The following is a 24930-nucleotide window of genomic DNA, read 5'->3' on the forward strand; positions in this document are numbered from 1 at the left end:
CAGGGAGGAAACGCGATGAAGGTATCGTACAAGGTGGGTATCGCCAGCGCGCTCGTGCTGTTCGTCACCCTGAGCATGCTGTCGTTCGTGCAGGTCGCACAGGTGCGTGCCAGCCTGCGTGCACAGGCCGAGGCCAGCATCGGCGAGGCCGGCGCAGGCCTTGCACGCCAGATCGAACATTGGCTCAACGCCAAGCTCCAGCTCATCGACATGGCGGCGCAGAGCATCGATGCCGACTTCAGTGCCATCCACATTCAGCGTGTGTTCGACCGGCCGCTACTGCGCGAGCAGTTCCTGTTGATCTTCGGCGGGCTCGACAGCGATGGTGCCCGCATCACCAATACGCCGAGCTGGGACCCGCCCGGCTGGGACGCGCGCAAGCGGCCATGGTACGCGCTGGCCGAGCGCGCCGAACGCGCCGTGCTCACCGAACCCTATGCGGACGCGGCAAGCGGCGAGATCCTGATCTCGGCGGTGGCACGACTCAGTGACCGCGGCCGTTTCATGGGAGCCTTCGGTGGCGACCTGAGCCTGCAGACGATCGCCGAGGCGATCAACACCCTCGACTTCAACGGCGCCGGTCACGCTTTCCTGATGACGCGTACCGGCCGCATCATCTCCCACCCCGATGCGGCACTCAACGGCAAGCCCTATGGCGAACTCTTCGATGGCGCACAGCCTCCGCTCGACAAGGGGCTCACGGAGACACAGGCTGGCGGCCGACGCCTGCTGGTCTCGTTTACGCCGCTTGCGGGACTGACCGGCATGGATTGGTACGTCGGCATCGTACTCGACGAGGCCGTGCTGATGGCCGAGGCCGACGCACTGAGCCAGCGCGCGGTTGCCGGCACCCTAGCAGGTGTGCTGGTGAGCCTGCTCGTGCTCGCCGTGCTGATGGGCCGGCTGCTCGATCCGCTCGCGCGTCTGCGCCACGCGCTGGACGAGGTCAACCGAGGAGAGGGAGACCTGACGCGTCGTCTCGGCGAGAAGGGACGGGACGAGATTGCGCACGTCTCGCGCGCATTCAATGGTTTCGTCGCCCACCTGCAGGCCCTGATCCGCAACGTCAAGGACAGCGCCCACCAGCTTGGTGAGGCGAGCGCCAGGACATCGGGCGAGGCCGGTCATGCCGCCGAGCGCCTGCGCCGGCAGATGGAAGAGCTCGAGCGGCTGGTCGGTGCAATGCACGAGATGAGCGCTGCGGCGCAGAACGTCGCCGTCCACGCTCACGAGGCTGCGCAGGCCGCGGTTGCTGCCCATGACGAGACCGGGGAAGGCGTGCGCGTGGTATCCAGCTCGACTGCGGCCATCCGCCAGCTCGCCGAGGAAATGGATGCCACCAGCCACTCTGTCAACGCGCTGGTGCGCTTGAGCCAGAGCGTCGAATCGATCCTCGCCAAGATCACCGGTATTGCCGACCAGACCAATCTGCTCGCCCTCAATGCGGCGATCGAGGCGGCGCGGGCGGGTGAGGCCGGCCGTGGCTTCGCCGTCGTCGCCGATGAGGTCCGTAACCTCGCAGCCCTCACGCAGGAGTCGACGCGTGATATCCGCGGCATCATCGAGGAGCTGCGCACCGGCGTCCAGCAAGCCGAAAGCCGTATGCTCCAGAGCAGCGAAACTGCCGCGCGGACTGCCGTCGAGGCCGAGACTGCAAATGGCATCCTTGCCCGTGTGCGCGAGGCAATCACCCTCATCAGCACGATGAACCTGCGCATTGCCGAACTTGCTCAGCAGCAGAGCGCGAGCGCGTCCGAGATCGACCGCAACACCGGCGTGATCCGCGACATCGGACGCGAAGTGACCGAGGTGGCCGAGCGGCAGCTCGACCACTGCAAGGTCATGGCCGCGCGGGTGCATGACCAGGATGCCTTGCTCGGTCAATTCAAGGTCTGAACATGAGTCGGCGCACGATCCTGCCTGTGCATGTGCTGGTACGCAGCTCAGGGAGCGTGACGACGTCTCAAGGTGAGGACGATCATGAATCCATGAGGAGAGTCCGATGAGCATCGAGACTGCGGTGGCCCTGCTGGCGGTGATCGCCGTCGGGACCTACTTCCAGACCGTGACCGGCTTCGGCCTGGGCATGATCGTCATCGGTGTCAGCAGCGGCTTTGGCCTGGCGCCGATCTCGCTGGTGGCCGCCATCATCAGCCTGGTCACGCTGATGAACAGTGCGGTGGCGCTGCCCGGCAAGCTGCACCACATCGACTGGCCGGCGGCACGCTACGTGCTGGTCGGCGTGCTGCCGTCGACCCTGGCGGGTGTCCTGCTGCTCGAGTACATGAGCGCCACCGCGGCCAACCTGCTGCAACTCCTGCTTGGGCTCACCATCATCTACAGCGGTGTCGTATTCATGCTGCGCCCGGCGCCGCTCGTCAAACGATCCTCCAACCTGAGCTTCTTCGTCAGCGGCTTCTTCTCCGGTCTTTTCGGCGGCCTGTTCGGCATGGCCGGCCCCCCCGTGATCTTTCACTTCTACCGCCAGCCTTTCGATCTGGCGACCGTGCGCAACATGCTGCTGCTGACCTTCGCCTTCACCGCCGGCACGCGGACCATATTCGCCGGTACGCAGGGAACGTTTACGCCGGCGGTGTGGGCGTTGATCGGCTTCACCGTTCCGCTGGTAGCGCTGGCGACGATCGCAGGACGGCGCTATCCGCCGCCCTTCGCTCAAGTCACGATGCGCCGCATCGCGTTTGGGGTGCTGATCCTGATCGGCTCCGGACTGGTCTTCAATACGCTGTATCGTTAGCTGTTTCTGCGGCACCGATCAGGCCGCAAGCTGCATGCACTCTGCTTTTCGTGACTGCGGAATACGTGAGCACCTGGCTAGTCAGATGCCGGAGCATGCTCGATTTTTGGCATGCCGCCCGGTTTCTGGGGCCTCGTGCTCGGCCAGCTGCTCTTAATCTGCGTTGTAGCTTCACGCGCTCGGCGTTGGGAAGAGGATGGTTCGCATCGCGTCCGCTGCAATGCGCATGCTTGGCACCTTGGCCATCAGGTCGTCGAGCGAGACGCGCGCAGTCGGCGCGTGGCAGGCAATCGCCGCCACCGCCTTGCTGCCCTCGCCAAGCACCGGGACTGCGACGGCGATCATGCCGCGGACGAACTCTTCATTGTCAATTCCGAGGCCGAGTTTGGCATTGCGCGCGAGTTCCACCTCGAGCGCTTCCATATCCACCAGAGTGCGGGGGGAGTGGCGTGTCAGGGTGAGGTTGGCAAGCAGGCGGCGACGTTCGAGCAGGGACATGGATGAAAGGAAGAGCTTGCCACTTGCGGTGCAGTGCATCGGCACGAAGGTGCCCGGCTGCAAGTGCATGCGTAGCGGCTCGGTGGTCTCAACGCGCTCGACGTAGAGCACTCGGCCTGCATCAGGAACAGTGAGGTTACAGGACTCCCCAAGCTTGTCGACGAGCGCGCGAAGTACGGCGCGGCACTCTCGACGCATGTTCGAGCCGCGAAGCGTGCGTAGTGCCAGCGTAGTGGCGCGCGTTCCGGCGACAAAGCCTCGCTCCGCGGGTAGATGAAGCACGTAGCCTTGGTCTTCCATTGCGCGAAGCAGTCTCATGAGGGTGCTCTTGGGCACACTCATGAGGCTTGCGAGCTGAGCCAGCGTGAGCGGCTGGGTAGATTCCGTGAGGTGTTCGAGGACAGTGAGCGGACGAAGGCGGCGAACGTCTTCGCTGCCTTCGTCATGCACGACTACCGCGTCGTCCGCATTCGGTGCGTGGGGCCCTCTGCCCATGTGTCCTGATTCGCGTGTCACTTCCGTCATCCGTGTCGGGCTTCTGTTTCTCTGTGACTCTTGATGCAATGGTACGAAATGTATCGATCTTTTGAAACGCTGTGTTTCATTTAAGGCTTGCCTGCGGTGCAACGAGACAGGACTTGGATGGAGGCCTCGGAAGCGAGAAGGTCCCGGCAAGCTGTCGTGAGGTGCTCTTGGCCTTCGGAGACGCGTCTACGGAAAGGCGTTGCTTCCGCGCGCCAGTCACTTTCATCTCGCCAATAGCGTCGATGTGCACAAGCTACGTCGAAGGGTCTCCGAGGTCCGTAACGCGTTTCTTGACGCCTTTTTGGTTCACTTTTGCGCCGTTGCGTTTCAGTTCGGATCGGAATGCTCGATTTGTGTTTGTTTTGCGTATGGCCTCATTAATAGTGCGTATGCACTTTATTGAAACGCTGCGTTTCATAAACAAGGCGTGAGGCGTTACTCAGAACATCAGCATCGTATTCCTAACGGTGCAGTCAGGAGACCTTCTAGATGTCCATTGAAGCTGATTACATCGTCGTCGGGGCAGGCTCGGCCGGTTGCGTGCTGGCCAATCGCCTGAGCGCCGACGAGCGTAACCAGGTGCTCTTGCTTGAGGCTGGCGGCCGCGATAGCAACCCCTGGATCCACATCCCGGTTGGCTACTTCAAGACTCTGCACAATCCGAAGCTGGATTGGTGCTACCGGACCGAGCCTGACGAGAAGGTTGCCGGCCGCGAGATCCAGTGGCCGCGTGGCAAGGTGCTGGGCGGTTCGAGCTCGCTCAACGGCCTGCTCTACGTACGCGGCCAGCGGGAGGACTATGACCGCTGGGCAGCGCTGGGCAACGAGGGCTGGAGCTTCGACGAGGTGCTTCCGTACTTCAAGAGGTCCGAAGACCAGGAGCGTGGCGCGAGCGAGTATCACGGCGTGGGCGGACCGCTGAAAGTCTCGGATCTGCGCCTGCGCAGGCCGATCGCCGACCACTTCATCAAGGCTGCGCAGGAGATCGGCATTCCCTATAACGACGACTACAACGGCGCGAGTCAGGAAGGCGTAGGCTACTTTCAGCAGACCGCGCACAAGGGTTTCCGCTGGAGTACCGCGAAGGGCTTCCTGCGGCCCGCCATGGGGCGCTCCAATCTGCGCGTCGAGACTCACGCCCAGATCTTGCGCATCCTCTTCGAGGGCAAGCGCGCGGTCGGCGTGGAGTATCTTCAGGGCGGAGAACGCTGCATCGCCCGGGTGCGCTGCGAGATCGTGCTGGCCGCGGGCGCCATCGGCTCGCCCCAGATCCTGCAGAACTCGGGCGTTGGTCCGGTCGAGGTTCTGCGGCGAGCGGGGGTGCAGGTGCTCCACGCCCTGCCTGGCGTCGGCCGCAACCTGCAGGACCACCTGCAGGTGAGGCTGGTCTTCAAGACCCGCGAGCGTACGCTGAACGACGAGGTGAACAGTCCGATCCATAAGCTCTGGATCGGACTGCAATACATGTTCTCGCGTACCGGACCACTGACCCTGGCGGCCAGTCAGGTGGCCATCTTCACGCGCTCCTCGCCCGAGGTCGAGCGCCCCGACATCCAGTTCCACATGCAGCCGTTGTCTGCCGACAAGCCGGGGGAGGGCGCACATCCCTTCTCGGCCTTCACGTCCTCGGTGTGTCAGCTGCGGCCGTGGAGTCGTGGCCGTATCGAGATCCGTTCGGCCGACCCGCTCGCCTATCCCGCGATCCATGCCAACTACCTGGGTGACGAGCGCGACCATGCGGTGGTGATCGGTGGCGTCAAGGTCGCACGCCGCATCGCCGAGGCGCCCGCGCTCAAGCCGCACATCATCTCCGAGTTCGTGCCGGGCGCGAAGTACCAGAGCGACGCCGAGTTGCTCGACGCCGCTCGCCGCTACAGCCAGTCGATCTACCACCCGGCCGGCACCTGCAAAATGGGCTCGGACGAGGATGCGGTCGTGGACGCTCGACTCAGGGTGCGTGGCTTGGTCGGCCTACGTGTGGCAGATGCCTCGATCATGCCCGAGCTCGTCTCGGGTAATACCAATGCCCCTGTCATCATGATCGGAGAGAAGGCCGCCGACATGATGCTCGCCGACCGCATCTGACGCGGCGACGGCGTCCACTCAACGCAGAAGCGATTCCACACAGGGCCGTCGAGCCCACCCATCAAAGAGGAGACACACCATGAGCAAAGAGACCAAGCTGGATCGTCGCGGCTTTCTGCGCATTGCCGGCCGCTACGGGCTGACCTCCACCGCACTTGCGGCCGCAGGCATGGTCGGCCCGCTGACCTTCGAGGGGCTCGCCCGCGCTGCCTCGCAGACCGCCGACGCGCGCAATGCCTCGACGCCGCTGATGACGCTGAAGTTCGGTGCATCAGGCTTCAACGAAAGCAACCTGAAGATCCAGGAGTCGGGTCAGCTGTGGTTTGCCCAGGAGTTGGAGAGACGCACCAACGGCGCGCTGAAGATCGAGTTCATCGGCAGCAACCAGATCTGCAACCAGCTCGACTGCGTGAAGAAGGCCCAGCAGGGCATCGTCGACATCTTCTCGGCCAGTACCCAGAATTCGGCTGGCTCGGCGCCGTACTACAACGTGCTCGACTTTGCCTACATGTTCCCCTCGCGCGCGGCCCAGCACTACTTCTTCTATCACCCGAAGAGCGAAAAGCTCTTCCGTGAGCCGATGCGCAAGCGCCACAACATCCAGTTCCTGTACACCCACTGCGAACTGCGTGGCCTGATGCTCGGCAAGAAGTTCGCCAACCGCCCGACAGTGACCACCATCGAGGAACTGGCTGGCACCAAGAACCGCGTTACCGGCACCCAGCTCGGCCGCATCGCCATGCAGCTCATGAATCTGAACCCGGTGCCGATCGCCTGGGAAGAGACGCTCGACGGCCTAAAGCAGGGCCTCATCGACGGCGCCGAGACATGGATGGGGGCGGCGGCCTACGCCAACATGGCGCCTGTGCTCGCGCAGGCGGTGGACCTGAAGTTCTTCTGCGGTACTGAGCACACCGCGATGAACAACGCGACCTTTGAGAAGCTGCCCCCTGCCATCCAGGACATCGTGATGGAGGTGGCCTACGACGCACAGCAATATACCCAGCGCGAGCAGGAGCGTGCGCTCGTTGAAGTGGTCGGTGCGGTCGTAGACCCGGGGCCGGATACCGTTTTCGCAAAGAACGGCGTGCGCGTGGCCACGCTCTCCGATGCCGAGGTTCTCAAGGCCGAGAAGATGTGCTCGCCCGAGTACCGACCCGAGCCCTGGGCAGAGTGGCGGGAGCGCCTCAACAAGATGTCCGGGGGGCACGATGTTTACAAGGAGATCTTCATGGTTGCGCGCGAAATCCCGAAAGATACCCCTGTGGCTGACGTGAAACCGCAACGCTGGTGGCAGTCCGCTTGATGGCTGGTTGGTAGCCCCGACCTGCCGCACGCCTTGCGCCGGCTCGTCAGCTTGGTCAGCGCAGGGCGCCTCCCTCATTTCGGAGTTCCCCCAATGGCCTATCTTCTGGCACTCGTTCGGTGGCTAGACCGCAACGCCGAACGCACCCTGATCCTGATCGCCTATTCCAGCATGGCCCTGATCATCGTTTACGCGGTGTTCGAGCGCTATGTTTTCAGTACTCAGGTCCCCTGGAGTTCCTCCATTCCGATTTACCTGTTCCTGTGGGTAACTTGGATTGGCTGCGCCTACAACGTACGCAAGCGCACTCATCTGGTGTTCAACGACCTCCGCCTGCGCATGCCCTACGGAGCCCAGTTCGCCTGCATGTGGCTTGACGCAATCCTGTGGGTCGGCTTCGGCACCATGGTGGCCTGGTTCACCATCGAGCAGACGCAACTCGCCTATGACAACTTCGCCATCGTGCAAGGCACCGACAACGTCATGCAGTGGTGGTTCTACCTGGCCACCCCGGTCGGCTGGTGCCTGCTGATGTTCCGCGCCCTGCAGAACCTGGTCGAAGACATTGGCCGTTACCGCCGCCGCGAACCCTTCCTGGTCGACATCCAGGCAATTGGTGGAGACTGAGGAGGCATCATGGACAATTCGACTCTCATCACTCTGGTTTCACTGGGCGTCGTCGTGCTGTTCCTGCTCGGCGTGCCCATCTTCCTCGTCATCGGCATGTGGGTCACCGGCGCGTCGCTGGTCATCGACTTCACGCTTGCCAACATCGGTGTGACGCTATTCGAGGGGCTGAACTTCTTCGGGCTGCTTTCGCTGCCCTTATTCATTCTCACCGGTGACCTCATCGCCGCGGCGGGCATTGCCAAGCGCCTGGCCGAGTTCGCCCACGCCTGCCTGAGCTGGATGCGCGGCGGCCTCGGCCTGGCCACGATCGGCTCCTGCGGGCTGTTCGCGGCCATCTCGGGTTCCAACTCGGCGACCACCGCGACCATCGGCGGCATCATGCAGCCGCTGCTGGTGAAGGATGGCTACGACAGCCGCTTCGCCGCTGCCACGGCCGCGGCCGGTGGCACGGTCGGGATCATCATTCCACCGTCGATCATCTTCATCGTGTATGGCTTCCTGATGAACCTGTCGATCTCCGATCTGTTCGTTGCCGGCATCCTGCCGGGCATGCTGATGGTGATCGCGATGCAGGCGGTGTGCTGGTGGATGTGCCGAAAGCATGGCTGGGGCTCCATCTCGCCGCTCGATGTGGGGCGCGTAGTGCGATCGGCGGGCAGTGCCTATTTGGGGTTCTTCGCCATCTTCATCGTCATTTTCGGGATCTACTCGGGCATCTTCTCGCCCACCGAGGCGGCGGCGATTACCGTGGGCTTCTGCCTGATCGCCGGCCTGATCGTCACCCGCGAAATCAGGTGGCGGGCCTTGCCCGACATCCTGCTGCGCTCCGGCCAGCTTACCGGCATGCTGGCGCCGATGATTGCCATTTCCATCGTGATGCAGCAGGTCTTCGCCCTGCTCGGCGCCGCCGAGACGGTGCAGTCCTTCATCGCCTGGTTCGGAAGTGGTGACGTAGTCGTGCTGCTGGTGTGCATGGGTATCGTGCTTGCCGCCGGTACGATTCTCGAGAGCCTGCCTGTGACGGTGATCTTCGCCCCCATCCTTGCGCCGATCGCGATCGCGGCGGGCGTTGATCCGGTGCATTTCTCGGTGATCTTTCTGGTAGGTGCCGCGATCGGGTTCATCACGCCGCCTTTCGGCCTCAACCTCTTCGTGGCCAGCGGCGTCACGGGTATCCCGTATTCGAAGCTCGTGCGCTTCGCGCTGATGTACATGATGGGCCTCACCATCTCCTGGCTCATCATCGCCTTCGTGCCCTGGCTGTCGCTCGGCCTGATCCCGCAGCCTGGTTGAGCGGGTCCCAGGCTTCGTCAGGCGCACATGGCCGGTCGCCGACTGCTTGCGCGGTCGGCGACCGGTTCGTCATCCTGCGGCGTGTGGAAGGCGGTCAGGTTGCTTATAGCAATTGGTTTTATAGATAGGGGTGCTTCAGAACTCCATTCGTTTTATTCTCCCCACACATGATCTTGATCAGGGAGACCATCCCGAGCCGTTCGGCTGCGGGCTCTCCTTGCATGTCGTCCATTGGGGGGAGTCATCCATGCTCGAGTTGCTGACCGGTTTCGTGGCCCTGGCCGCCTTTCTGGCGATCTCCTATTTCAGGGGACGTACCAAGAAAGAGGGCGCGCTGGAGACGGCGCTGTCCTCGCCGGAAGAGGTCGCGCGTCTCTACCTGCGGCATTCGCCGGAAACGGATGCCTACTGGCTCCATGTGCAGTTCCGCAATGGTCGCAAGCGCCTGCTCGCCGCGCCCTGGGAGCTCGACGACACGCTCGGCCAGCTCGAAGCCCGGGGTCTCCATCTCGACGAAGCGGACCGGGCCCTGCTCGCAGCGGCCGAGGCTCCGGTAGTACGCTCACGTCAGCCAGCGGGCAACTGCGGTCGGACGGCGGCCGGCGTGCCGATGCGCGCGGGTGCCTGAAGCCGGACGGCGGCGTTCAGGCCTGCGCAGGCGCGCTCAGGCGCCAGGCGCCCGGCTCGATCGGCAGCAGCGCGGCGACGGCTGCGGTGGCGATCACATGCGTGGTCTCCTGCACCGGGTCGTGGACGTCCAGTCCGCCGAACACCACCTTCACCTCGGCGCGCCCGCGTGGCAGCGTGGCGGCGACCACTGCGGCATCGACCTTGTCGGGCTGCTGCACGCCGATCGTCACCTGCACGCGCATGTCGCGGTGGTCGTAGCCGAGCGACTTGAACAGCACGATGGATGAATGGTGCAGGGCGTCCTGCACTGCACGGCAGGCGGCCTTGGTGTAGTCGCCGCCGTACAGGTCGTTGCCGGTCCCCATTTCGAGGATGATGCGTTTCTCAGTCATGATTGCGCTCCATGTCGAAGGACACCACGATGGCGGCGTTGGCGATCACGGTAGGATCGCTGCCGTCCGGCTTGCAGACGTCGAGGCCGCCGCGTACGACGCGGATAGTGGGTTGGCCGTAGGGGAAGATGTCGAGCAAGGCGGTGCTGTCGACCGCCTCGGGTTTCTGTACGCCGATCTCGACGTCGATCAGCATCGCCTCGCGCGGGAAATCGAACGCGGTCGCCACGTTGAGCGAGTTGTGCCATAGCGCGTCGCGGATCGCGCGTGCCGCGGCCTGTGTGTAGTCCTGACTGCGGATAGAGGTCCCCAGACCGAACTGCGTGACCATTCGTGTCTTGGCCATGTCGAATGCTCCGATCGTAAGTGGTTGATGTCCTTGCGCCGTGGCGAACCGTCAGCGCCGATGGCGGCCGCTGATGAGTTGGACAATGTCAAAGAACAGCTCGTTGTCGAGCGCCTTGCTCATGTCGGTGGCCAGACAACGGCGGTAGAAGGGGCTGAGGTCGAGACCGACGCCGAGGCCGAGGATCTCCACTGCGCCCTGCTGCTCGCGGCGCGCGACCACGTCCTTGAGGTGGTTGTCGAGGTAGAAAGGGTCGTTTGCCAGTCCGGTTGCGCCGTCTGCGGGGCTGCCGTCGGAGATCACGACCAGGATGCGCCTTGCCTCGCCGCGCGCCAGCATGCGGTTGCACGCCCAGTCCACCGCCTCGCCGTCGATGCCTTCGCGGAACAGGTCGGCCTTGAACAGCGCGGCGATGTCGGTGCGCGCCCGCCGCCAGCTGCGATCGGCGTCCTTGAACACCATGTGGCAGACCTCGTTCAGGCGTCCCGGGCGGAGCGGGCGGCCGCGGGCGAGCCATTCGCGGTGGGCGCGGCCGCCGTTCCAGGCGCCGGTGGTGAAGCCGAGCAGTTCGGTGCGTACGCCCACCATCTCGAGCGCGCGGATCATGATGTCGACCATCATCGCGACCGGCTCGATGTGCGCCTTCATCGAGCCCGAGCAATCGAGCAGGAAACTCACCACGCAGTCGGCCGCCGGCTTGTACTGCTCCTGGCGGAACAGGCGGCGCTCGGTCGGTGAGCTCACGAGCTGGCTCAGGCGGCGGCCGTCGATATGGCCTTCTTCCTCACCGAACAACCAGCCGTCGCGCTGCGGCTCGGCGAGGATGGCGGCGAACAGGCGCGCCAGTCGCGGCAGGTTGATGCCCTGGGCGGCGATGCGTTTGTCCAGGCGCTCGCGGTACTCGCGCAGCAGGGCCTTACGCACCAGCGTCCCGGCCTGCACCTCGGTATCGTAGCGGGTGGTGAATACGCGGTAGGCCTGTTCTGCGTCCTCGAAGGCCTTGCTGTGGCCGGTGAGGGCCGCGGCGATGCCGTCGTCGTCGCCTTCGTCGCGGTCGAAGTCGAGCAGCAGGACGAAGCCGCGCCGGATCTCTTCGTCCTTCGCCTCGGCCTCCTCGTCGCCCGCCGAGGCGGCGGTCTCGGCATGGATCGTCTCGGCCACGATGCGCGCGATCTCGAGCGCATGGGGGGCGAAGCGGCGTTGGTCGTGGCGATTGCGGCGGATGCCGGCGAGCGCGCTGCCGAGCTGGGAGACGAGCGAGAAGCGGGTGCTCTCGATGTACTCCTCGGTTTCCTCCAGCACCGGCTTCGTGGTGAGCCGCGACCAGCAGATCTGCGCCACGGTGTACAGCAGGATGCCGAGCCGTCCCTCGGTGAGGCCGGAGCGGTAGAAGGCGCGCGACCAGTTCTCGAAGCGGTGGTGCAGGTTGGTGGCCATGCCCGGCATGTCGGCCGGGGCGAGGGTTTCCACGCGCAGTTGCTCGAGCAGTTCGAACAGCAGGCGCTCGATCGGGTCGGCGGGGCACAGGCTGCGGTGCAGTTGGGCGTCCGAATGCAGCAGGCGCAGCGCCATGCCGTCGGCGGCGGCGCGACAGTCGGCGAAGTCGTCGTGGTCGGGGTCGATGCGCAGGTGCGGCGCATGCATCGGCAGCGGCCGCGATCCGCGGTGCAGGCGCCGGCCGCGGTAGTGCAGCGCGGCGTCACCAGTGAGGGCGCGCAGGGTGGCGGCGCACAGCTCCTCGACCTTCTGCTGCCGCTTCGCGTTCTGCTGCGCCGTCGCCATCATTGCGCTTCCGACGTACGCGTCCAGGATTCGTCCAGCTCCTCGCCGAAGCAGCGCTGGTAGTACTCGGCGACGATCGGGCGCTCGACCTCATCGCATTTGTTGAGGAAGGACAGGCGGAAGGCGAGCGCCGGATTGCGGAAGATCTCGCAGTTCTCGGCCCAGGTGATGACGGTGCGCGGCGACATCAGGGTCGAGAGGTCACCGGCGGCGAAGCCCTTGCGGGTGAGCTCGGCCACCGCGACCATCGAGGCGATCAGCTGGCGGCCCTTGTCGTAGTTCTTGCCCGGCACGCGCGCGAGCACGATCGCGACCTCTTCCTCGCGCGGCAGGTAGTTGAGCGTGGCGACGATGTTCCAGCGGTCCATCTGGGCATGGTTCAGCACCTGGGTGCCGTGGTACAGGCCCGACAGGTTGCCCAGGCCAACGGTGTTCGATGTGGCGAACAGGCGGAACCAGGGGTGGGGGTGGATCACGCGGTTCTGGTCGAGCAGGGTGAACTTGCCGTCGCGCTCGAGAATGCGCTGGATCACGAACATCACGTCGGGGCGGCCGGCGTCGTACTCGTCGAAGATCAGCGCGACCGGGCGCTGCAGCGCCCAGGGGACGATGCCTTCCTGGAACTCGGTTACTTGCAGGCCATCGCGCACGACAATGGCGTCCTTGCCGACGAGGTCGAGGCGGCTGATGTGGCCGTCCAGATTCACCCGTACGCAAGGCCAGTTCAGGCGCGCCGCCACCTGTTCGATATGGGTGGATTTGCCGGTGCCGTGCAGGCCCTGCACCATCACCCGGCGGTTGCGGCTGAAGCCGGCGAGGATTGCCAGCGTGACGTCGGGGTTGAAGCGATAGGCGGTGTCGACGTCGGGCACATGGTCGTCGCGTTCGGCGAACGCCGGCACCTTCAGGTCGGTGTCGATTCCGAACACTTCGCGCACCGACACCATGTGGTCGGGCTGGGTCAGGACTGTTTCCGTCACTGCTGTCTCCTCGGTCTCTTCATGCACGGAGCAGGCCTTGCTTCCGTGGCGCCGGATACACGATTCGTTCCGGTGCGGCATATTAGTCATGTTTCAAAAAAATATTCAAGTCGTACCGTTTTTTGGAATTTGATGTTGACCTTTTGGGGTGTTGGACCTAGAGTGCGTTCACGTATCTCGAATATCGGAATGTTTGGTACCGATTTCGTTCAACTAACTCCCAGGAGACAGCATGAGCCAGCCCACCCCCGACGGCCGCAGCGTGGCCAGCGGCCCGACCAAGATGACCCCCTCCGAAGCCTTCGTCGAAACCCTGGTGGCCAACGGCGTCACCGACATGTTCGGCATCATGGGCTCGGCCTTCATGGACGCGATGGACATTTTCGCGCCGGCCGGCATCCGGCTGATCCCGGTGGTGCACGAGCAGGGCGCGGGCCACATGGCCGACGGCTACTCGCGGGTGTCGGGCCGCCACGGCGTGGTGATCGGCCAGAACGGCCCGGGCATCAGCAACTGCGTGACCGCGATCGGCGCGGCCTACTGGGCGCACAGCCCGGTGGTGATCATCACCCCCGAGACGGGCACGATGACGATGGGGCTGGGCGGCTTCCAGGAGTGCAAGCAGCTGCCGATGTTCCAGGAGTTCACCAAGTACCAGGGCCACGTCACCCACCCGGCGCGCATGGCCGAGTACACCGGTCGCTGCTTCGACCGGGCGATGAGCGAGATGGGCCCGACGCAGCTGAACATTCCGCGCGACTACTTCTACGGCGAGATCACCTGCGAGATCCCCAAGCCGGCGCGGCTGGACCGTGGCGCGGGCGGCGAGCAAAGCCTCAATGAAGCGGCCGAGCTGCTGGCCAAGGCCAAGTTCCCGGTGATCATCTCGGGCGGCGGCGTGGTGATGGCCGACGCGATCGAGGAGTGCAAGGCGCTGGCCGAGCGCCTGGGCGCGCCGGTGGTCAACAGCTACCTGCACAACGACTCGTTCCCGGCGAGCCACCCGCTGTGGTGCGGCCCGCTGGGCTACCAGGGCTCGAAGGCGGCGATGAAGCTGATCAGCCAGGCCGACGTGGTGGTGGCGCTGGGTTCGCGCCTGGGCCCGTTCGGTACGCTGCCGCAGCACGGCATGGACTACTGGCCCAAGAACGCGAAGATCATCCAGATCGACGCGGACAACAAGATGCTCGGGCTGGTGAAGAAGATCTCGGTGGGCATCTGCGGTGATGCCAAGGCGGCGGCGGTGGCACTGACGGCGCGGCTCGCGAATCGTGCGCTCGACTGCGACGCCACCAAGGGCGAGCGCGCGGCGAAGATCGCCGCCGAGAAAGCCGCGTGGGAGAAGGAGCTCGACGAATGGACGCACGAGCGCGACCCGTTCAGCCTGGACATGATCGAAGAGAACGCCAAGGAGAAGCCGTTCTCGGGCGGCGAGTACCTGCACCCGCGCCAGGTGCTGCGCGAGCTCGAGAAGGCGATGCCCGAGGACGTGATGGTGTCGACCGACATCGGCAACATCAACTCGGTGGCCAACAGCTACCTGCGCTTTGAGAAGCCGAGGAGCTTCTTCGCGGCGATGAGCTTTGGCAACTGCGGCTACGCCTTCCCGACCATCATCGGCGCCAAGGTGGCCGCGCCGCACCGTCCGGCGGTGTCGTACGCGGGTGACGGCGCCTGGGGCATGAGCCTGATGGAGACGATGACCTGCGTGCGCCACAACATTCCGGTGACCGCGGTGGTGTTCCACAACCGTCAGTGGGGTGCGGAGAAGAAGAACCAGGTGGACTTCTACAACCGCCGCTTCGTCGCTGGCGAGCTGGACAACCAGAGCTTTGCCGAGATCGCGCGCGCGATGGGTGCCGAGGGCATCACGGTCGATCGTCTGGAGGACGTGGGGCCGGCGCTGAAGAAGGCGATCGACCTGCAGATGAACCACGGCAAGACGACGATCATCGAGATCATGTGCACGCGCGAGCTGGGCGACCCGTTCCGCCGTGACGCGCTCTCCAAGCCGGTGCGATTCCTCGACAAGTACAAGGACTACGTCTGAGCGACGGCAGCTTCCTCCGCCTGCTGCCGCAGCGCCGCCCATGCGCGCTGCGGCAGCGTTTACCCGGCCCCGACGGCTTCCTCGCGACACGGATCGCCTGCTCATGAACGCTCAGACCAAGCCCCTCTCAGTGCCGATGTTTACCGAACTTCGCCGGCTGCTGCCCGGATTCATGCTGTGCGGCGTGATCGCGATCACCGCAGCCTTCGTGTCCGAGCACTATGGCGGCCCGAAATTCCTCTATGCGTTGCTCATCGGCATCGCCTTCCACTTCCTCTCCGATAACGACAAGTGCATTCCGGGTATCGAGTTCTCGGCCAAGAAGCTTGTCCGCCTCGGTGTTGCCCTGCTCGGCGCACGCATTGCCATCAGCGATGTGTCCGATCTCGGTTTGGCCGGTGTCGGTGCGTTGGCCGGCGCGACGGTGCTCACCATCGGCTTCGGCATGTTCATGGCTCGCGTGCTCGGCCTGCCGTCGATGCTTGGCTTGATCTCGGGCGGCGCTACCGGCATCTGCGGCATCTCGGCCGCGATGGCGATCTCGGCCACGCTGCCGCAGACCAAGGAGAACGAGCACTACACCCTGCTTACGGCGATCGGCGTCGCCACCTTCTCGACCGCGGCCATGATCCTCTATCCACTTGTGGTTTCGGCGGGCGGATTGTCGGTGGGCGAGGCCGGCATGTTCCTGGGTGGCTCAATCCACGACGTGGCGCAGGTCGTCGGTGCCGCCTTCATGATCTCGCCCGCGGTCGGCGATGCGGCGACGCTGGCGAAGATGTTCCGCGTGGCCATGCTGGTGCCCGTGGTGATGGTGCTGGCGCTGAGCTTTCGGGCCGAGTCTGCCCGGACTGCGGGTGGCGGCGCGAAGAGAGCCCCCTTGTTGCCCTTCTTCCTGGTTGCGTTCGCTGCCCTGGTCGTGATCAACAGCTTCGGCTGGATCCCCGCCGAAGTGGTCGCAGTGAGTTCTGACGTTTCGCGTTGGTGCCTGGTGATCTCGATCGCGGCGCTTGGCGTCAAGACCTCGTTCGAGAAGCTCGCCGCCCTGGGCTGGAAGCCGATCGTGCTGCTGTCGAGCGAGACCCTGTTCATCGCCCTCTACATGCTCGCGATCGTGTTCCTGACGCGCCTGCTGTCCGCCTGACCACCGCTCCACGGAGAACCCATGAACGCCACCGAGAAATTCATCGCCGCCACGGCCCATGTGGATGCGGCCGCGATCGCCCCGCTGCCCAACTCGCGCAAGATCTACGTCGAGGGTTCGCGCCCGGACATCCGCGTGCCGATGCGCGAGATCACCCAGAGCGACACCCCGGCCTCCTTCGGCGCCGAACCCAACCCGCCGATCTTCGTCTATGACTGTTCGGGCCCCTACACCGACCCGGCCGCCAAGATCGACATCCGCTCCGGCCTGCCCGCGCTGCGCCAGCCGTGGATCGAGGCGCGCGGCGACACCGAAGTGCTGCCCGGCCTGTCCTCCGAGTACGGCCGCGCCCGCGCCGCCGACACGGCGCTCGACGAGCTGCGCTTTCCCGGCCTGCACCGCGCCCCGCGCCGCGCCAAGCCGGGTGCCAATGTCACCCAGATGCATTACGCCCGGCGCGGCATCATTACCCCCGAGATGGAATACATCGCCATCCGCGAGAACCTGAACCGCGAGCAGTACATCGCCTCGCTGCGCGCCACCGGCCCCAAGGGCCAGAAGATGGCCGACATGATGCTGCGCCAGCACCCGGGCCAGAACTTCGGCGCCAGCCTGCCGCCGGTGATCACCCCCGAGTTCGTGCGCGACGAAGTGGCGCGCGGGCGCGCCATCATCCCCAACAACATCAACCACCCCGAGAGCGAGCCGATGATCATCGGCCGCAACTTCCTCACCAAGATCAACGCCAACATCGGCAACTCGGCGGTCACCTCGTCGATCGCCGAGGAAGTCGACAAGATGACCTGGTCGATCCGCTGGGGCGGCGACACGGTGATGGATCTCTCCACCGGCAAGAACATCCACGAGACGCGCGAGTGGATCATCCGCAACTCGCCCGTGCCGATCGGCACCGTGCCGATCTACCAGGCGCTGGAGAAGGTCAATGGCAAGGCCGAGGAGCTGACCTGGGAGATCTTCCGCGACACCCTGATCGAGCAGGCCGAGCAGGGCGTGGACTACTTCACCATCCACGCCGGCGTGCTCTTGCGCTACGTGCCGCTCACCGCCAACCGCATGACCGGCATCGTGTCGCGCGGCGGCTCGATCATGGCCAAGTGGTGCCTGGCGCATCACAAGGAGAGCTTCCTCTACGAGCACTTCGAGGACATCTGCGAGATCATGAAGGCCTACGACGTGGCCTTCAGCCTGGGCGACGGCCTGCGCCCGGGCTCGATCTACGACGCCAACGACGAGGCCCAGCTGGGCGAACTCAAGACCCTGGGCGAGCTCACCGACATCGCCTGGCGCCACGACGTGCAGGTCATGATCGAGGGCCCCGGCCACGTGCCGCTGCACCTGATCAAGGAGAACATGGACCTGCAGCTCGAGTGGTGCAAGGAGGCGCCCTTCTACACCCTGGGGCCGCTCACCACCGACATCGCCCCGGGCTACGACCACATCACCAGCGGCATCGGCGCGGCCACCATCGGCTGGTACGGCACCGCCATGCTGTGCTACGTGACGCCCAAGGAGCACCTGGGCCTGCCCAACAAGCAGGACGTCAAGGAAGGCATCATCACCTACAAGCTGGCCGCGCACGCCGCCGACCTGGCCAAGGGCCACCCGGGCGCGCAGATCCGCGACAACGCCTTGAGCAAGGCGCGCTTCGAGTTCCGCTGGGAAGACCAGTTCAACCTCGGCCTCGACCCGGACAAGGCCAAGGAATTCCACGACGAGACCCTGCCCAAGGACTCGGCCAAGGTGGCGCACTTCTGCTCGATGTGCGGGCCGCACTTCTGCAGCATGAAGATCACCCAGGACGTGCGCGACTTCGCCGCACAGCAGGGCATCGACGAGGCCGAGGCGCTCAAGAAGGGCATGGAGGTGAAGTCGATCGAGTTCGTCAAGAGCGGTGCCGATCTTTATCGTACGGTGTGACTGAAATGATGAATGTGACCTTCAACGGCAAGACCGAGATCCTGAACCACCGCCTGACCGTTCGCGACATGCTCGAGCGCATGGGCCTGGCCGGCAAGCGCGTTGCCGTCGAGCGCAATGGCACGGTCGTGCCGCGGGCAGAACACGGCGAGGTGCTGCTCCACGACGGCGACCGCATCGAGGTGATCGCTGCCGTCGGCGGCGGCTGACAGCAATTTCTGCAGTTTCGACTGCACCGGGAGACCCTCATGAACGACCCTTTGGTCATCGCTGGCAAGACCTATGATTCGCGCCTGCTCGTGGGCACGGGCAAGTACAAGGACTTTGACGAGACGCGCCTGGCCGTCGAGGCGAGCGGCGCGGAGATCGTCACGGTCGCCATCCGTCGCACCAACATCGGCCAGAGCGTGGGCGAGCCGAGCCTGCTCGACTACCTGCCGCCTTCGCGTTACACGTATCTGCCCAATACGGCCGGCTGCTACACGGCCGACGATGCGGTGCGCACCCTGCGCCTGGCGCGCGAGCTGCTCGATGGCCACGCCCTGGCGAAGCTCGAGGTGCTCGGTGACCCGACCAACCTCTACCCCAACATGCCCGAGACGCTGAAGGCGGCGAAGGAGCTGGTTCGGGATGGCTTCGACGTCATGGTGTATTGTTCGGACGACCCGATTCAGGCGCGCATGCTCGAGGACATCGGCTGCGCCGCAGTGATGCCTCTGGCCTCGATCATCGGTTCGGGCATGGGTATCCTCAATCCGTGGAACCTGCGTCTGATCATCGATAATGCGCGGGTTCCGGTACTGGTCGATGCGGGCGTGGGCACGGCGTCGGACGCGGCGATCGCCATGGAGCTGGGCTGTGACGCGGTGCTGATGAATTCCGCCATCTCCCATGCGCGCAATCCGGTGCTGATGGCCAGTGCGATGAAGAAGGGCGTCCGGGCGGGCCGCGAGGCCTTTCTTGCCGGACGCATGCCACGCAAGCTGTACACAGCGGAGCCCTCGTCTCCCATGCAGGGGATGATCGCTCCGGTTGCGCGGGCGGCCTGAGGTCGGCCGCCGTCGCGTGGAAGGGCTCTCGCGGCGCTTGCGTTCCTTGCACGGTGCAGGAGTGCGGTGCTCGGGGGCGTAGTGAGGGAATGCGAGAGTCGATGAGTGTCAAACCCACAGGGACAATGTGGCAGCAGCTGTTCCAGCGGTCCACGTCCGCCGGGCTGAGTCTGCAGGCACAGATCCGTGAGATGCTGGTGATGGCCATCCTGGATGGCCAGCTTCCGCTCGATGCGCCGCTTCCGTCGAGCCGGGAGCTGGCCGCACAACTGGGCGTCGCGCGCAACACGGTGGTGATCGCTTACCAGCAGCTTGCCGACGAAGGCTATCTGCTGTCGCGCGAGCGCAAGGGGCATTTCGTCAATCCGGAGATGCTCGAGGGGCGTGCTGCGCGTGCTGCCGGCCCGGCGCCGGCCCCCGCCCCTGCACATGCGCCCGACTGGGGGCGGCGTTTCCGCTTTCGTCCATCGGCGCAGCGCAACATCGAGAAGCGCTCGGACTGGCAGCGCTATCCGTACCCGTTCCTCTACGCGCAGTTCGACGCAAGCCTGTTTCCGACCGCGGACTGGCGTGAATGCTGCATGAAGACGCTCGGCGCGCTCGAGATCAGCGAGTGGGCACAGGACATGATCCTGCGTGACGACGAGTCGCTCGTACGGCAGATCCGTACCCGCGTGCTGCCGCGACGCGGCGTGTGGGCCTCGGACGATGAGATCGTCGTCACCGTCGGTGCCCAGCAGGCGCTCTATCTGCTTGCCGACCTGCTGGTCGGTGCCACAACGGCGGTGGGCATCGAGAACCCCGGCTATCCCGACGCCCGCAACATCTTCAGCAGTCGCAGCCCGGACATCATCGACCTTGCGGTCGACGGTGAGGGGCTGGTGCCGAACGAATCGTTGGCGCGCTGCGATTACGTCTATGTCACGCCGAGCTACCAGTGCCCCACCCAGGTCACGATGTCGATGACCAGGCGCGAGACGCTGCTGCGCATGGCCGAGGCGTCCGACTTCGTCCTCATCGAGGACGACTACGACAGCGAGAACCCCTTCGAGGGCGAGCCTGCACCGGCACTCAAGAGCCTCGATCGCCACGACCGGGTGATCTATGTCGGTAGCTTGTCGAAGAGCCTCGCGCCCGGGCTGCGGCTGGGTTACGTGGTCGGGCCGGCGGAGCTCATCCGCGAACTGCGCGGCATGCGGCGCCTCAACTTGCGTCATCCGACCGCCTTCATGCAGCGCGCCTTTGCGCTCTTTCTCTCGCTCGGGCATCACGACGCGCTGCTGCGCAGACTGTCCGCAGCACATCATGAGCGCGCACAGTGCCTGACCGCTGCGCTGTCTCGTCATTTGCCCGAGGTGCGCCATCAGCCGATCACCGGCGGTTCGGCGTGTTGGGTCGAGGGGCCTGACTGGCTCGATGCCGCGGTACTGGCGAGCGCAGCCGAGCGCGAAGGGGTGCTGATCGAACCCGGGAGCGTCTTCTTCAACGCTGATCCGCCGCCGCGCAACTGCTTCCGGCTCGGTTTCTCGTCGATCTCGAAGGACCGCATCGAGCCCGGTATCCGCGTGCTGGGCGAGGTTCTGCGCGCGCTGCGCCCACAAGCCTGAAGAGGGCGTGCGGGCCACGCGGACTGGCCCAAACGATTGTTCCGAACTGGTCCTACGCAGCCGCCTCCGCGATCCCTAATGTGCACCTCAGACGCTGCCGCTGACCCGCTCCGGGGGCGGACAGCGATGACAAGCCAAAGGGACCCATGGAGACGCAGATGACCCAACCCACAGTCGATTTCCTGCAAGCCTTCAGCGATGCGTGGAACCGCCACGACATCGACGCCTTGATGAGCTTCATGGCCGAGGATTGCTCCTTCCACGCCGTTGCCGGCCCCGATCTTCTCGGCCGCAGCTTTGTCGGTCGCGAGGCTGTGCGCCAGGGCTTCGAGCTTGCCTGGCAGACCTTCCCCGATGCCGCCTGGCTCGACCCCGACCACTTCGTCGTGGGCAACCGCGGCGTCACCGAATCGACGTTCTCGGGCACGAAGGCCGACGGCACGCGCATCGAGGCGCGCATGGTCGATGTGTTCACCTTCCACAACGGCAAGATTGCGGTCAAGAACGCCTACCGCAAGGACCGTCCGCCGGTCGTCGGCGCCTGATCCGGCCGCACGGCTTCACCGACGAGGATTCCGGACATGGATGCAGCAAGCCTCAAGCAGCTGGCCGCCAGCGGCAAGCCAACGCCCGCGGCGCGGCCTTATGACCCGGCCTACGATCCGCTGGTATCGGCCACGCCCGGCCACGGTCGCGAATACGCGCCCACCTATTGGATCGGCACTGCCGGCGAGCCGCCGGAAGACGATGGCCCGATCACCCATGACATCGACGTCGATGTGGCCATCATCGGCTCCGGCTTCACAGGGCTCACCACGGCGATCTTCCTGGCCCAGGAGTACGGCATCAAGGCAACCGTGCTCGAAGCCAACCGTACCGCCTGGGGGTGCAGCGTGCGCAACGGCGGACAGGCGCAGTGCGCCTCGGGCCGCCTCAAGCGCTCGCAGTGGATCGAGCGCTGGGGCCTGGAGACCGCGCTCAAGATGCACCGCGAATGCGTCGACGGCATGGAAAACTTCAAGGCGCTGATCAAGGACATCGACTGCGACCCGCAGCCCGGTGGGCACCTCTACATCGCCCACCGCGACAAGGTCATGCCCACGCTGGAGAAGGAAGCGCGACTCCTGCGCGAAACCTTCAAGTACGACGCCCGCATCCTGGACGCGGAGACGGTCAGGCGCGAGTACGTCGACGACAAGGAAGCCTGTGGCGCCATGCACGAGCCCGAAGGCATCGGCATCCATGCCGGCAAGCTCGCCTTCGGCTACCTCAAGAAGGCGCGTGCTCTGGGGGCGACGGTACACCCCGCCAGCCCGGTCCAGGGTTGGGAGACGCGCAACGGTGTGCACTACCTGCGCACACCGGGTGGCGTGGTACGGGCTCGCGCGGTGGGCGTCGCCACCGGTGGCTACACGTCGAACAGCCTGCACCCCGAGCTCAGGAATCGCCTGCTGCCGATTCTGTCGAATTCCATCGTAACGCGGCCACTGACCGAAGCGGAGATCGACGCCTGCAACTTCCGTACGACGCAGGTCATCACCGATACCCGCGTACTGCGCCACTACTACCGGCTGATGCCCGACAACCGGGTGCAGATCGGTAGCCGCAGTGCCATCACCGGGCGTGATGCGCCGCAGCAGAAGTACGAGAACTTCCTGATCCGCGACCTGCATCGCAAGTTTCCCGCGCTGGAAGGCATCCAGATCGACTACTCGTGGTGGGGCTGGGTGGATGTGAGTCACGACATGATGCCGCGCATCTACCAGCCGGACCCGGCGCAGACCATCTACTACGCGCTGGGCTACGGCGGCAACGGGGTCATGTACTCGGCCCAGGCCGGGCGCCGCCTGGCGCAGTGGATCGCGGGCGAGGGCAGGACGCTGGATCTGCCGATCTTCACTTCGAAACTGCCGTTCCCGAATGTGCGTGAGATGGTCGAGTCGCAGGCTTTCGCACCCTTCCGCCGGTTTGGCCAATGGTGGCTGTATCGCTGGTACCACCTCAAGGACGAGGTGCTCTGAAACTGGCGTACGGCCTTGATCGTATCGAACAAGCAAGGAGGACGAAGGCCCCGGAATGACACCCCGTCCAGCGGACGGGTGGTGCACCATGCAGCAAACCGCAGTACCCGCAGCAGCCAGACCTACAAGACCACCCCTAGTGATCGAGGAGACAACCATGAAGATCCGTAAATCCGTACTGATGCCGATGCTCGCCGCCGCCAGCCTGATGCTGAGCGCACCCGGCGCCATCGCGGCCACCTTCAAGATGGCGATCGGTGATGCTGCCGGCGGTACCCAATGGGAGCTCGCCACCAGCTTTGCCAAGAGTTTCAGCGACAAGACCGGCGGCAAGCACAAGGTCGATCTGTTCCCCAACGGCCAGCTCGGCGACGAGCAGGATACGGTGAACAACGCGGCGATGGGGCTGCTGGACTTCTCCGTTCTCGCCATCAACAACGTAACGCCCTTCTCGCCGACCGTCGGCGTACTGACCCTGCCCTACGTCATCCAGAGCGCGGAAGACGCCAAGACGCTGACTCAGGGTGCGGTGGGCCAGGAGCTGGTGGACAACACCATTCGCGACGCCGGCGTACGCATCGTGGGCTGGGCTTATTCGGGCTTTCGCGTACTGACCAACTCCAAGCGCCCGGTGACGACGCTCGCCGACCTCAAGGGCTTGGTGATCCGGGTGCCGAAGAACGAGATCATGATCTCGACCTATCAGTCCTGGGGGATCAACCCGACGCCGATGTCGTGGTCCGAGACCTTCACCGCCCTGCAGCAACGTGTGGTGGATGGCCAGGACAACCCCTACATCACCATCTCGGCGATGAAGTTCAACGAAGTCCAGAAGTACATCACCAACATCCGCTACATCTTCTCGCTCGAGCCGCTGATCATGAGCGAGCAGGTTTTCCAGGCGCAGAAACCGGACGTGCAGCAGGCTATCCTTGAAGCGGGTCGTGAAGCGACCGAACACAGCTTCAAGTACCTGTTGGAGACCGAGGAGCAGATTCGCGCCGACCTGGCCGCCAAGGGCATGGAGATCGTCGATCCTGCCGACGGCGAGAAGGAGTGGATCGAGAAGGCCACGACTGCCGTGTGGCCGAAGTTCCACAAGAGCATCGGCGGCAAGGACAAGCTCGACGCCGTCCTCAAGGCACTGGGCCGCTGATGTAATCCCCTGCCACGGCCCTTGCGATTGCGCGGCACCCCGCCGCAATCTTTCGCAAGGGCCGTGACAGGGGCGCCCGAAGCACTTCTCTACCCCAACGCGTCGTTCGCGCTGCCGGCGCAGCGCCCCGCCCGGTGCAGGCGCCCACGGCCGCCTCGGACGCGTTACGCCTCAGCCAGGGAGAGCCGCCATGTCCGTCAAACGGGCCATCCTGAAGTTTCTTTCCAATGCGGAAGAGTACCTGTGCGAGACGCTGCTTGCGTTGTTCGTAGTGCTCCTGTTCGTCCAGATCCTGTTGCGCCAGTTCTTTCACTACTCGATCCCGTGGGGTGAGGAGGTGGCGACCTACATGTTCGTGTGGTTTGCCTATCTGGGCGCCGTCGTGGCCGCGAAGATGTCGGCGCACAACCGCGTGTCGTTCCACTTCCGCTTCTTTCCGCCCATCGTCAAGAAGGTCAGCGAGACCGTTGCCGACCTGCTCTGGGTGGGGTTCAACCTCTACTTCGTGTGGCTGAGCTACGACTTCGTCTTCAACCGCATGAACATGTTCTGGAAGTCGCAGACGACCGGCATTCCGATGAAGTACTTCTACATGATCCTGCCGATCGCATTCCTGCTGATGTCGATCCGCATCCTCTGGAACAACTACCTGAAGCTCTTCAGGGGTGTCGACCTGCTCGATCCCGAAGCAGAGGAGATCGAGAAGATCAAGCGCACGGCTGCGGCCGCCCCGAAGGCCTGAG

The 24930-nt window shown here is 64.7% G+C and carries 22 protein-coding genes; 17 read left to right on the forward strand and 5 right to left on the reverse strand.

Going from position 1 to position 24930, the window contains the following annotated elements; translation table 11 throughout:
- Positions 1-15 precede the first annotated feature (15 nt).
- Together C662_RS05180 and C662_RS05185 are read left to right on the forward strand one after the other, a co-directional pair.
- The gene (locus C662_RS05180) at positions 16-1896 is read left to right on the forward strand and encodes a methyl-accepting chemotaxis protein (RefSeq protein ID WP_002925820.1); all 1881 of its coding nucleotides are present in this window, start codon (positions 16-18) and stop codon (positions 1894-1896) included.
- Positions 1897-2002: 106 nt separating this feature from the next.
- The gene (locus tag C662_RS05185) at positions 2003-2755 is read left to right on the forward strand and encodes a sulfite exporter TauE/SafE family protein (protein WP_002925830.1); all 753 of its coding nucleotides are present in this window, start codon (positions 2003-2005) and stop codon (positions 2753-2755) included.
- Between the two features lie 171 nt (positions 2756-2926).
- Here the strand turns inward: C662_RS05185 and C662_RS19995 are convergent, their stop codons facing one another.
- Positions 2927-3748 (reverse strand): IclR family transcriptional regulator, encoded by an 822-nt coding sequence (locus C662_RS19995; RefSeq protein WP_083485735.1) that lies wholly within the window; start codon positions 3746-3748, stop codon positions 2927-2929.
- 519 nt (positions 3749-4267) lie between these two features.
- Between C662_RS19995 and C662_RS05200 the strand changes: the two genes are divergently transcribed.
- The 5 genes from C662_RS05200 (at position 4268) to C662_RS05220 (ending at position 9720) form a co-directional block, all read left to right on the forward strand.
- Complete coding sequence (locus C662_RS05200) at positions 4268-5863, forward strand: GMC family oxidoreductase (protein WP_002925839.1); 1596 nt, start codon at positions 4268-4270, stop codon at positions 5861-5863.
- A gap of 79 nt (positions 5864-5942) precedes the next feature.
- Complete coding sequence (locus tag C662_RS05205) at positions 5943-7169, forward strand: TRAP transporter substrate-binding protein (RefSeq protein WP_002925840.1); 1227 nt, start codon at positions 5943-5945, stop codon at positions 7167-7169.
- A 93-nt stretch (positions 7170-7262) separates the two neighbouring features.
- On the forward strand, positions 7263-7796 hold the full coding sequence (locus C662_RS05210; RefSeq protein ID WP_002925844.1) for a TRAP transporter small permease: 534 nt from the start codon (positions 7263-7265) through the stop codon (positions 7794-7796).
- A gap of 9 nt (positions 7797-7805) precedes the next feature.
- Positions 7806-9092 carry a TRAP transporter large permease gene (locus tag C662_RS05215; RefSeq protein WP_002925845.1) on the forward strand — a complete coding sequence of 429 codons (1287 nt, stop codon included), beginning with the start codon at positions 7806-7808 and terminating at the stop codon, positions 9090-9092.
- A 247-nt stretch (positions 9093-9339) separates the two neighbouring features.
- Positions 9340-9720 (forward strand): hypothetical protein, encoded by a 381-nt coding sequence (locus C662_RS05220; protein ID WP_002925846.1) that lies wholly within the window; start codon positions 9340-9342, stop codon positions 9718-9720.
- Positions 9721-9736: 16 nt separating this feature from the next.
- Here C662_RS05220 and C662_RS05225 read toward each other — a convergent pair whose 3' ends face one another.
- Genes C662_RS05225 through C662_RS05240 form a run of 4 tightly spaced genes read right to left on the reverse strand, consistent with a single transcriptional unit; the run spans position 9737 to position 13222 of the window.
- On the reverse strand, positions 9737-10114 hold the full coding sequence (locus tag C662_RS05225) for a Lin0512 family protein (RefSeq protein WP_002925847.1): 378 nt from the start codon (positions 10112-10114) through the stop codon (positions 9737-9739).
- Positions 10107-10460, reverse strand: a complete 354-nt coding sequence (locus tag C662_RS05230) for a Lin0512 family protein (protein WP_002925848.1) — start codon at positions 10458-10460, stop codon at positions 10107-10109. The genes C662_RS05225 and C662_RS05230 overlap by 8 nt, the downstream gene beginning before the upstream one ends.
- 51 nt (positions 10461-10511) lie before the next feature.
- Complete coding sequence (locus C662_RS05235) at positions 10512-12245, reverse strand: cobaltochelatase CobT-related protein (RefSeq protein ID WP_232433221.1); 1734 nt, start codon at positions 12243-12245, stop codon at positions 10512-10514.
- Positions 12242-13222 carry an AAA family ATPase gene (locus C662_RS05240; RefSeq protein ID WP_002925851.1) on the reverse strand — a complete coding sequence of 327 codons (981 nt, stop codon included), beginning with the start codon at positions 13220-13222 and terminating at the stop codon, positions 12242-12244. The genes C662_RS05235 and C662_RS05240 overlap by 4 nt, the downstream gene beginning before the upstream one ends.
- Before the next feature lie 232 nt (positions 13223-13454).
- Here C662_RS05240 and xsc point away from each other — a divergent pair, with 232 nt between their 5' ends.
- From xsc to C662_RS05290, 10 genes are all read left to right on the forward strand, one after another.
- Positions 13455-15272, forward strand: a complete 1818-nt coding sequence (xsc, locus tag C662_RS05245; RefSeq protein WP_002925815.1) for a sulfoacetaldehyde acetyltransferase — start codon at positions 13455-13457, stop codon at positions 15270-15272.
- A gap of 103 nt (positions 15273-15375) precedes the next feature.
- Positions 15376-16416, forward strand: coding sequence for a YeiH family protein (locus tag C662_RS05250; protein WP_002925853.1), 1041 nt, complete (start codon positions 15376-15378; stop codon positions 16414-16416).
- A 21-nt stretch (positions 16417-16437) separates the two neighbouring features.
- Entirely contained in the window at positions 16438-18354 is a 1917-nt protein-coding gene (gene thiC / locus C662_RS05255) for a phosphomethylpyrimidine synthase ThiC (RefSeq protein WP_002925854.1), read from the forward strand.
- A gap of 5 nt (positions 18355-18359) precedes the next feature.
- Complete coding sequence (gene thiS / locus C662_RS05260; RefSeq protein WP_002925855.1) at positions 18360-18563, forward strand: sulfur carrier protein ThiS; 204 nt, start codon at positions 18360-18362, stop codon at positions 18561-18563.
- A 39-nt stretch (positions 18564-18602) separates the two neighbouring features.
- Positions 18603-19403 carry a thiazole synthase gene (locus tag C662_RS05265; RefSeq protein WP_002925856.1) on the forward strand — a complete coding sequence of 267 codons (801 nt, stop codon included), beginning with the start codon at positions 18603-18605 and terminating at the stop codon, positions 19401-19403.
- A gap of 101 nt (positions 19404-19504) precedes the next feature.
- The gene (gene pdxR / locus C662_RS05270) at positions 19505-21010 is read left to right on the forward strand and encodes a MocR-like pyridoxine biosynthesis transcription factor PdxR (RefSeq protein WP_002925857.1); all 1506 of its coding nucleotides are present in this window, start codon (positions 19505-19507) and stop codon (positions 21008-21010) included.
- 158 nt (positions 21011-21168) lie between these two features.
- Positions 21169-21555: a nuclear transport factor 2 family protein gene (locus C662_RS05275; protein ID WP_002925858.1), complete on the forward strand. Its 387-nt coding sequence runs from the start codon at positions 21169-21171 to the stop codon at positions 21553-21555.
- 36 nt (positions 21556-21591) lie between these two features.
- Complete coding sequence (locus tag C662_RS05280; protein ID WP_002925859.1) at positions 21592-23031, forward strand: NAD(P)/FAD-dependent oxidoreductase; 1440 nt, start codon at positions 21592-21594, stop codon at positions 23029-23031.
- 157 nt (positions 23032-23188) lie between these two features.
- Positions 23189-24187 carry a TRAP transporter substrate-binding protein gene (locus tag C662_RS05285; protein WP_002925860.1) on the forward strand — a complete coding sequence of 333 codons (999 nt, stop codon included), beginning with the start codon at positions 23189-23191 and terminating at the stop codon, positions 24185-24187.
- Between the two features lie 190 nt (positions 24188-24377).
- Positions 24378-24929, forward strand: coding sequence for a TRAP transporter small permease (locus tag C662_RS05290; RefSeq protein WP_002925861.1), 552 nt, complete (start codon positions 24378-24380; stop codon positions 24927-24929).
- Position 24930: the final 1 nt, after the last annotated feature.

It is taken from the genome of Thauera sp. 28 (genome assembly GCF_000310145.2).
GTDB classification, from domain to species: Bacteria; Pseudomonadota; Gammaproteobacteria; order Burkholderiales; family Rhodocyclaceae; genus Thauera; species Thauera mechernichensis.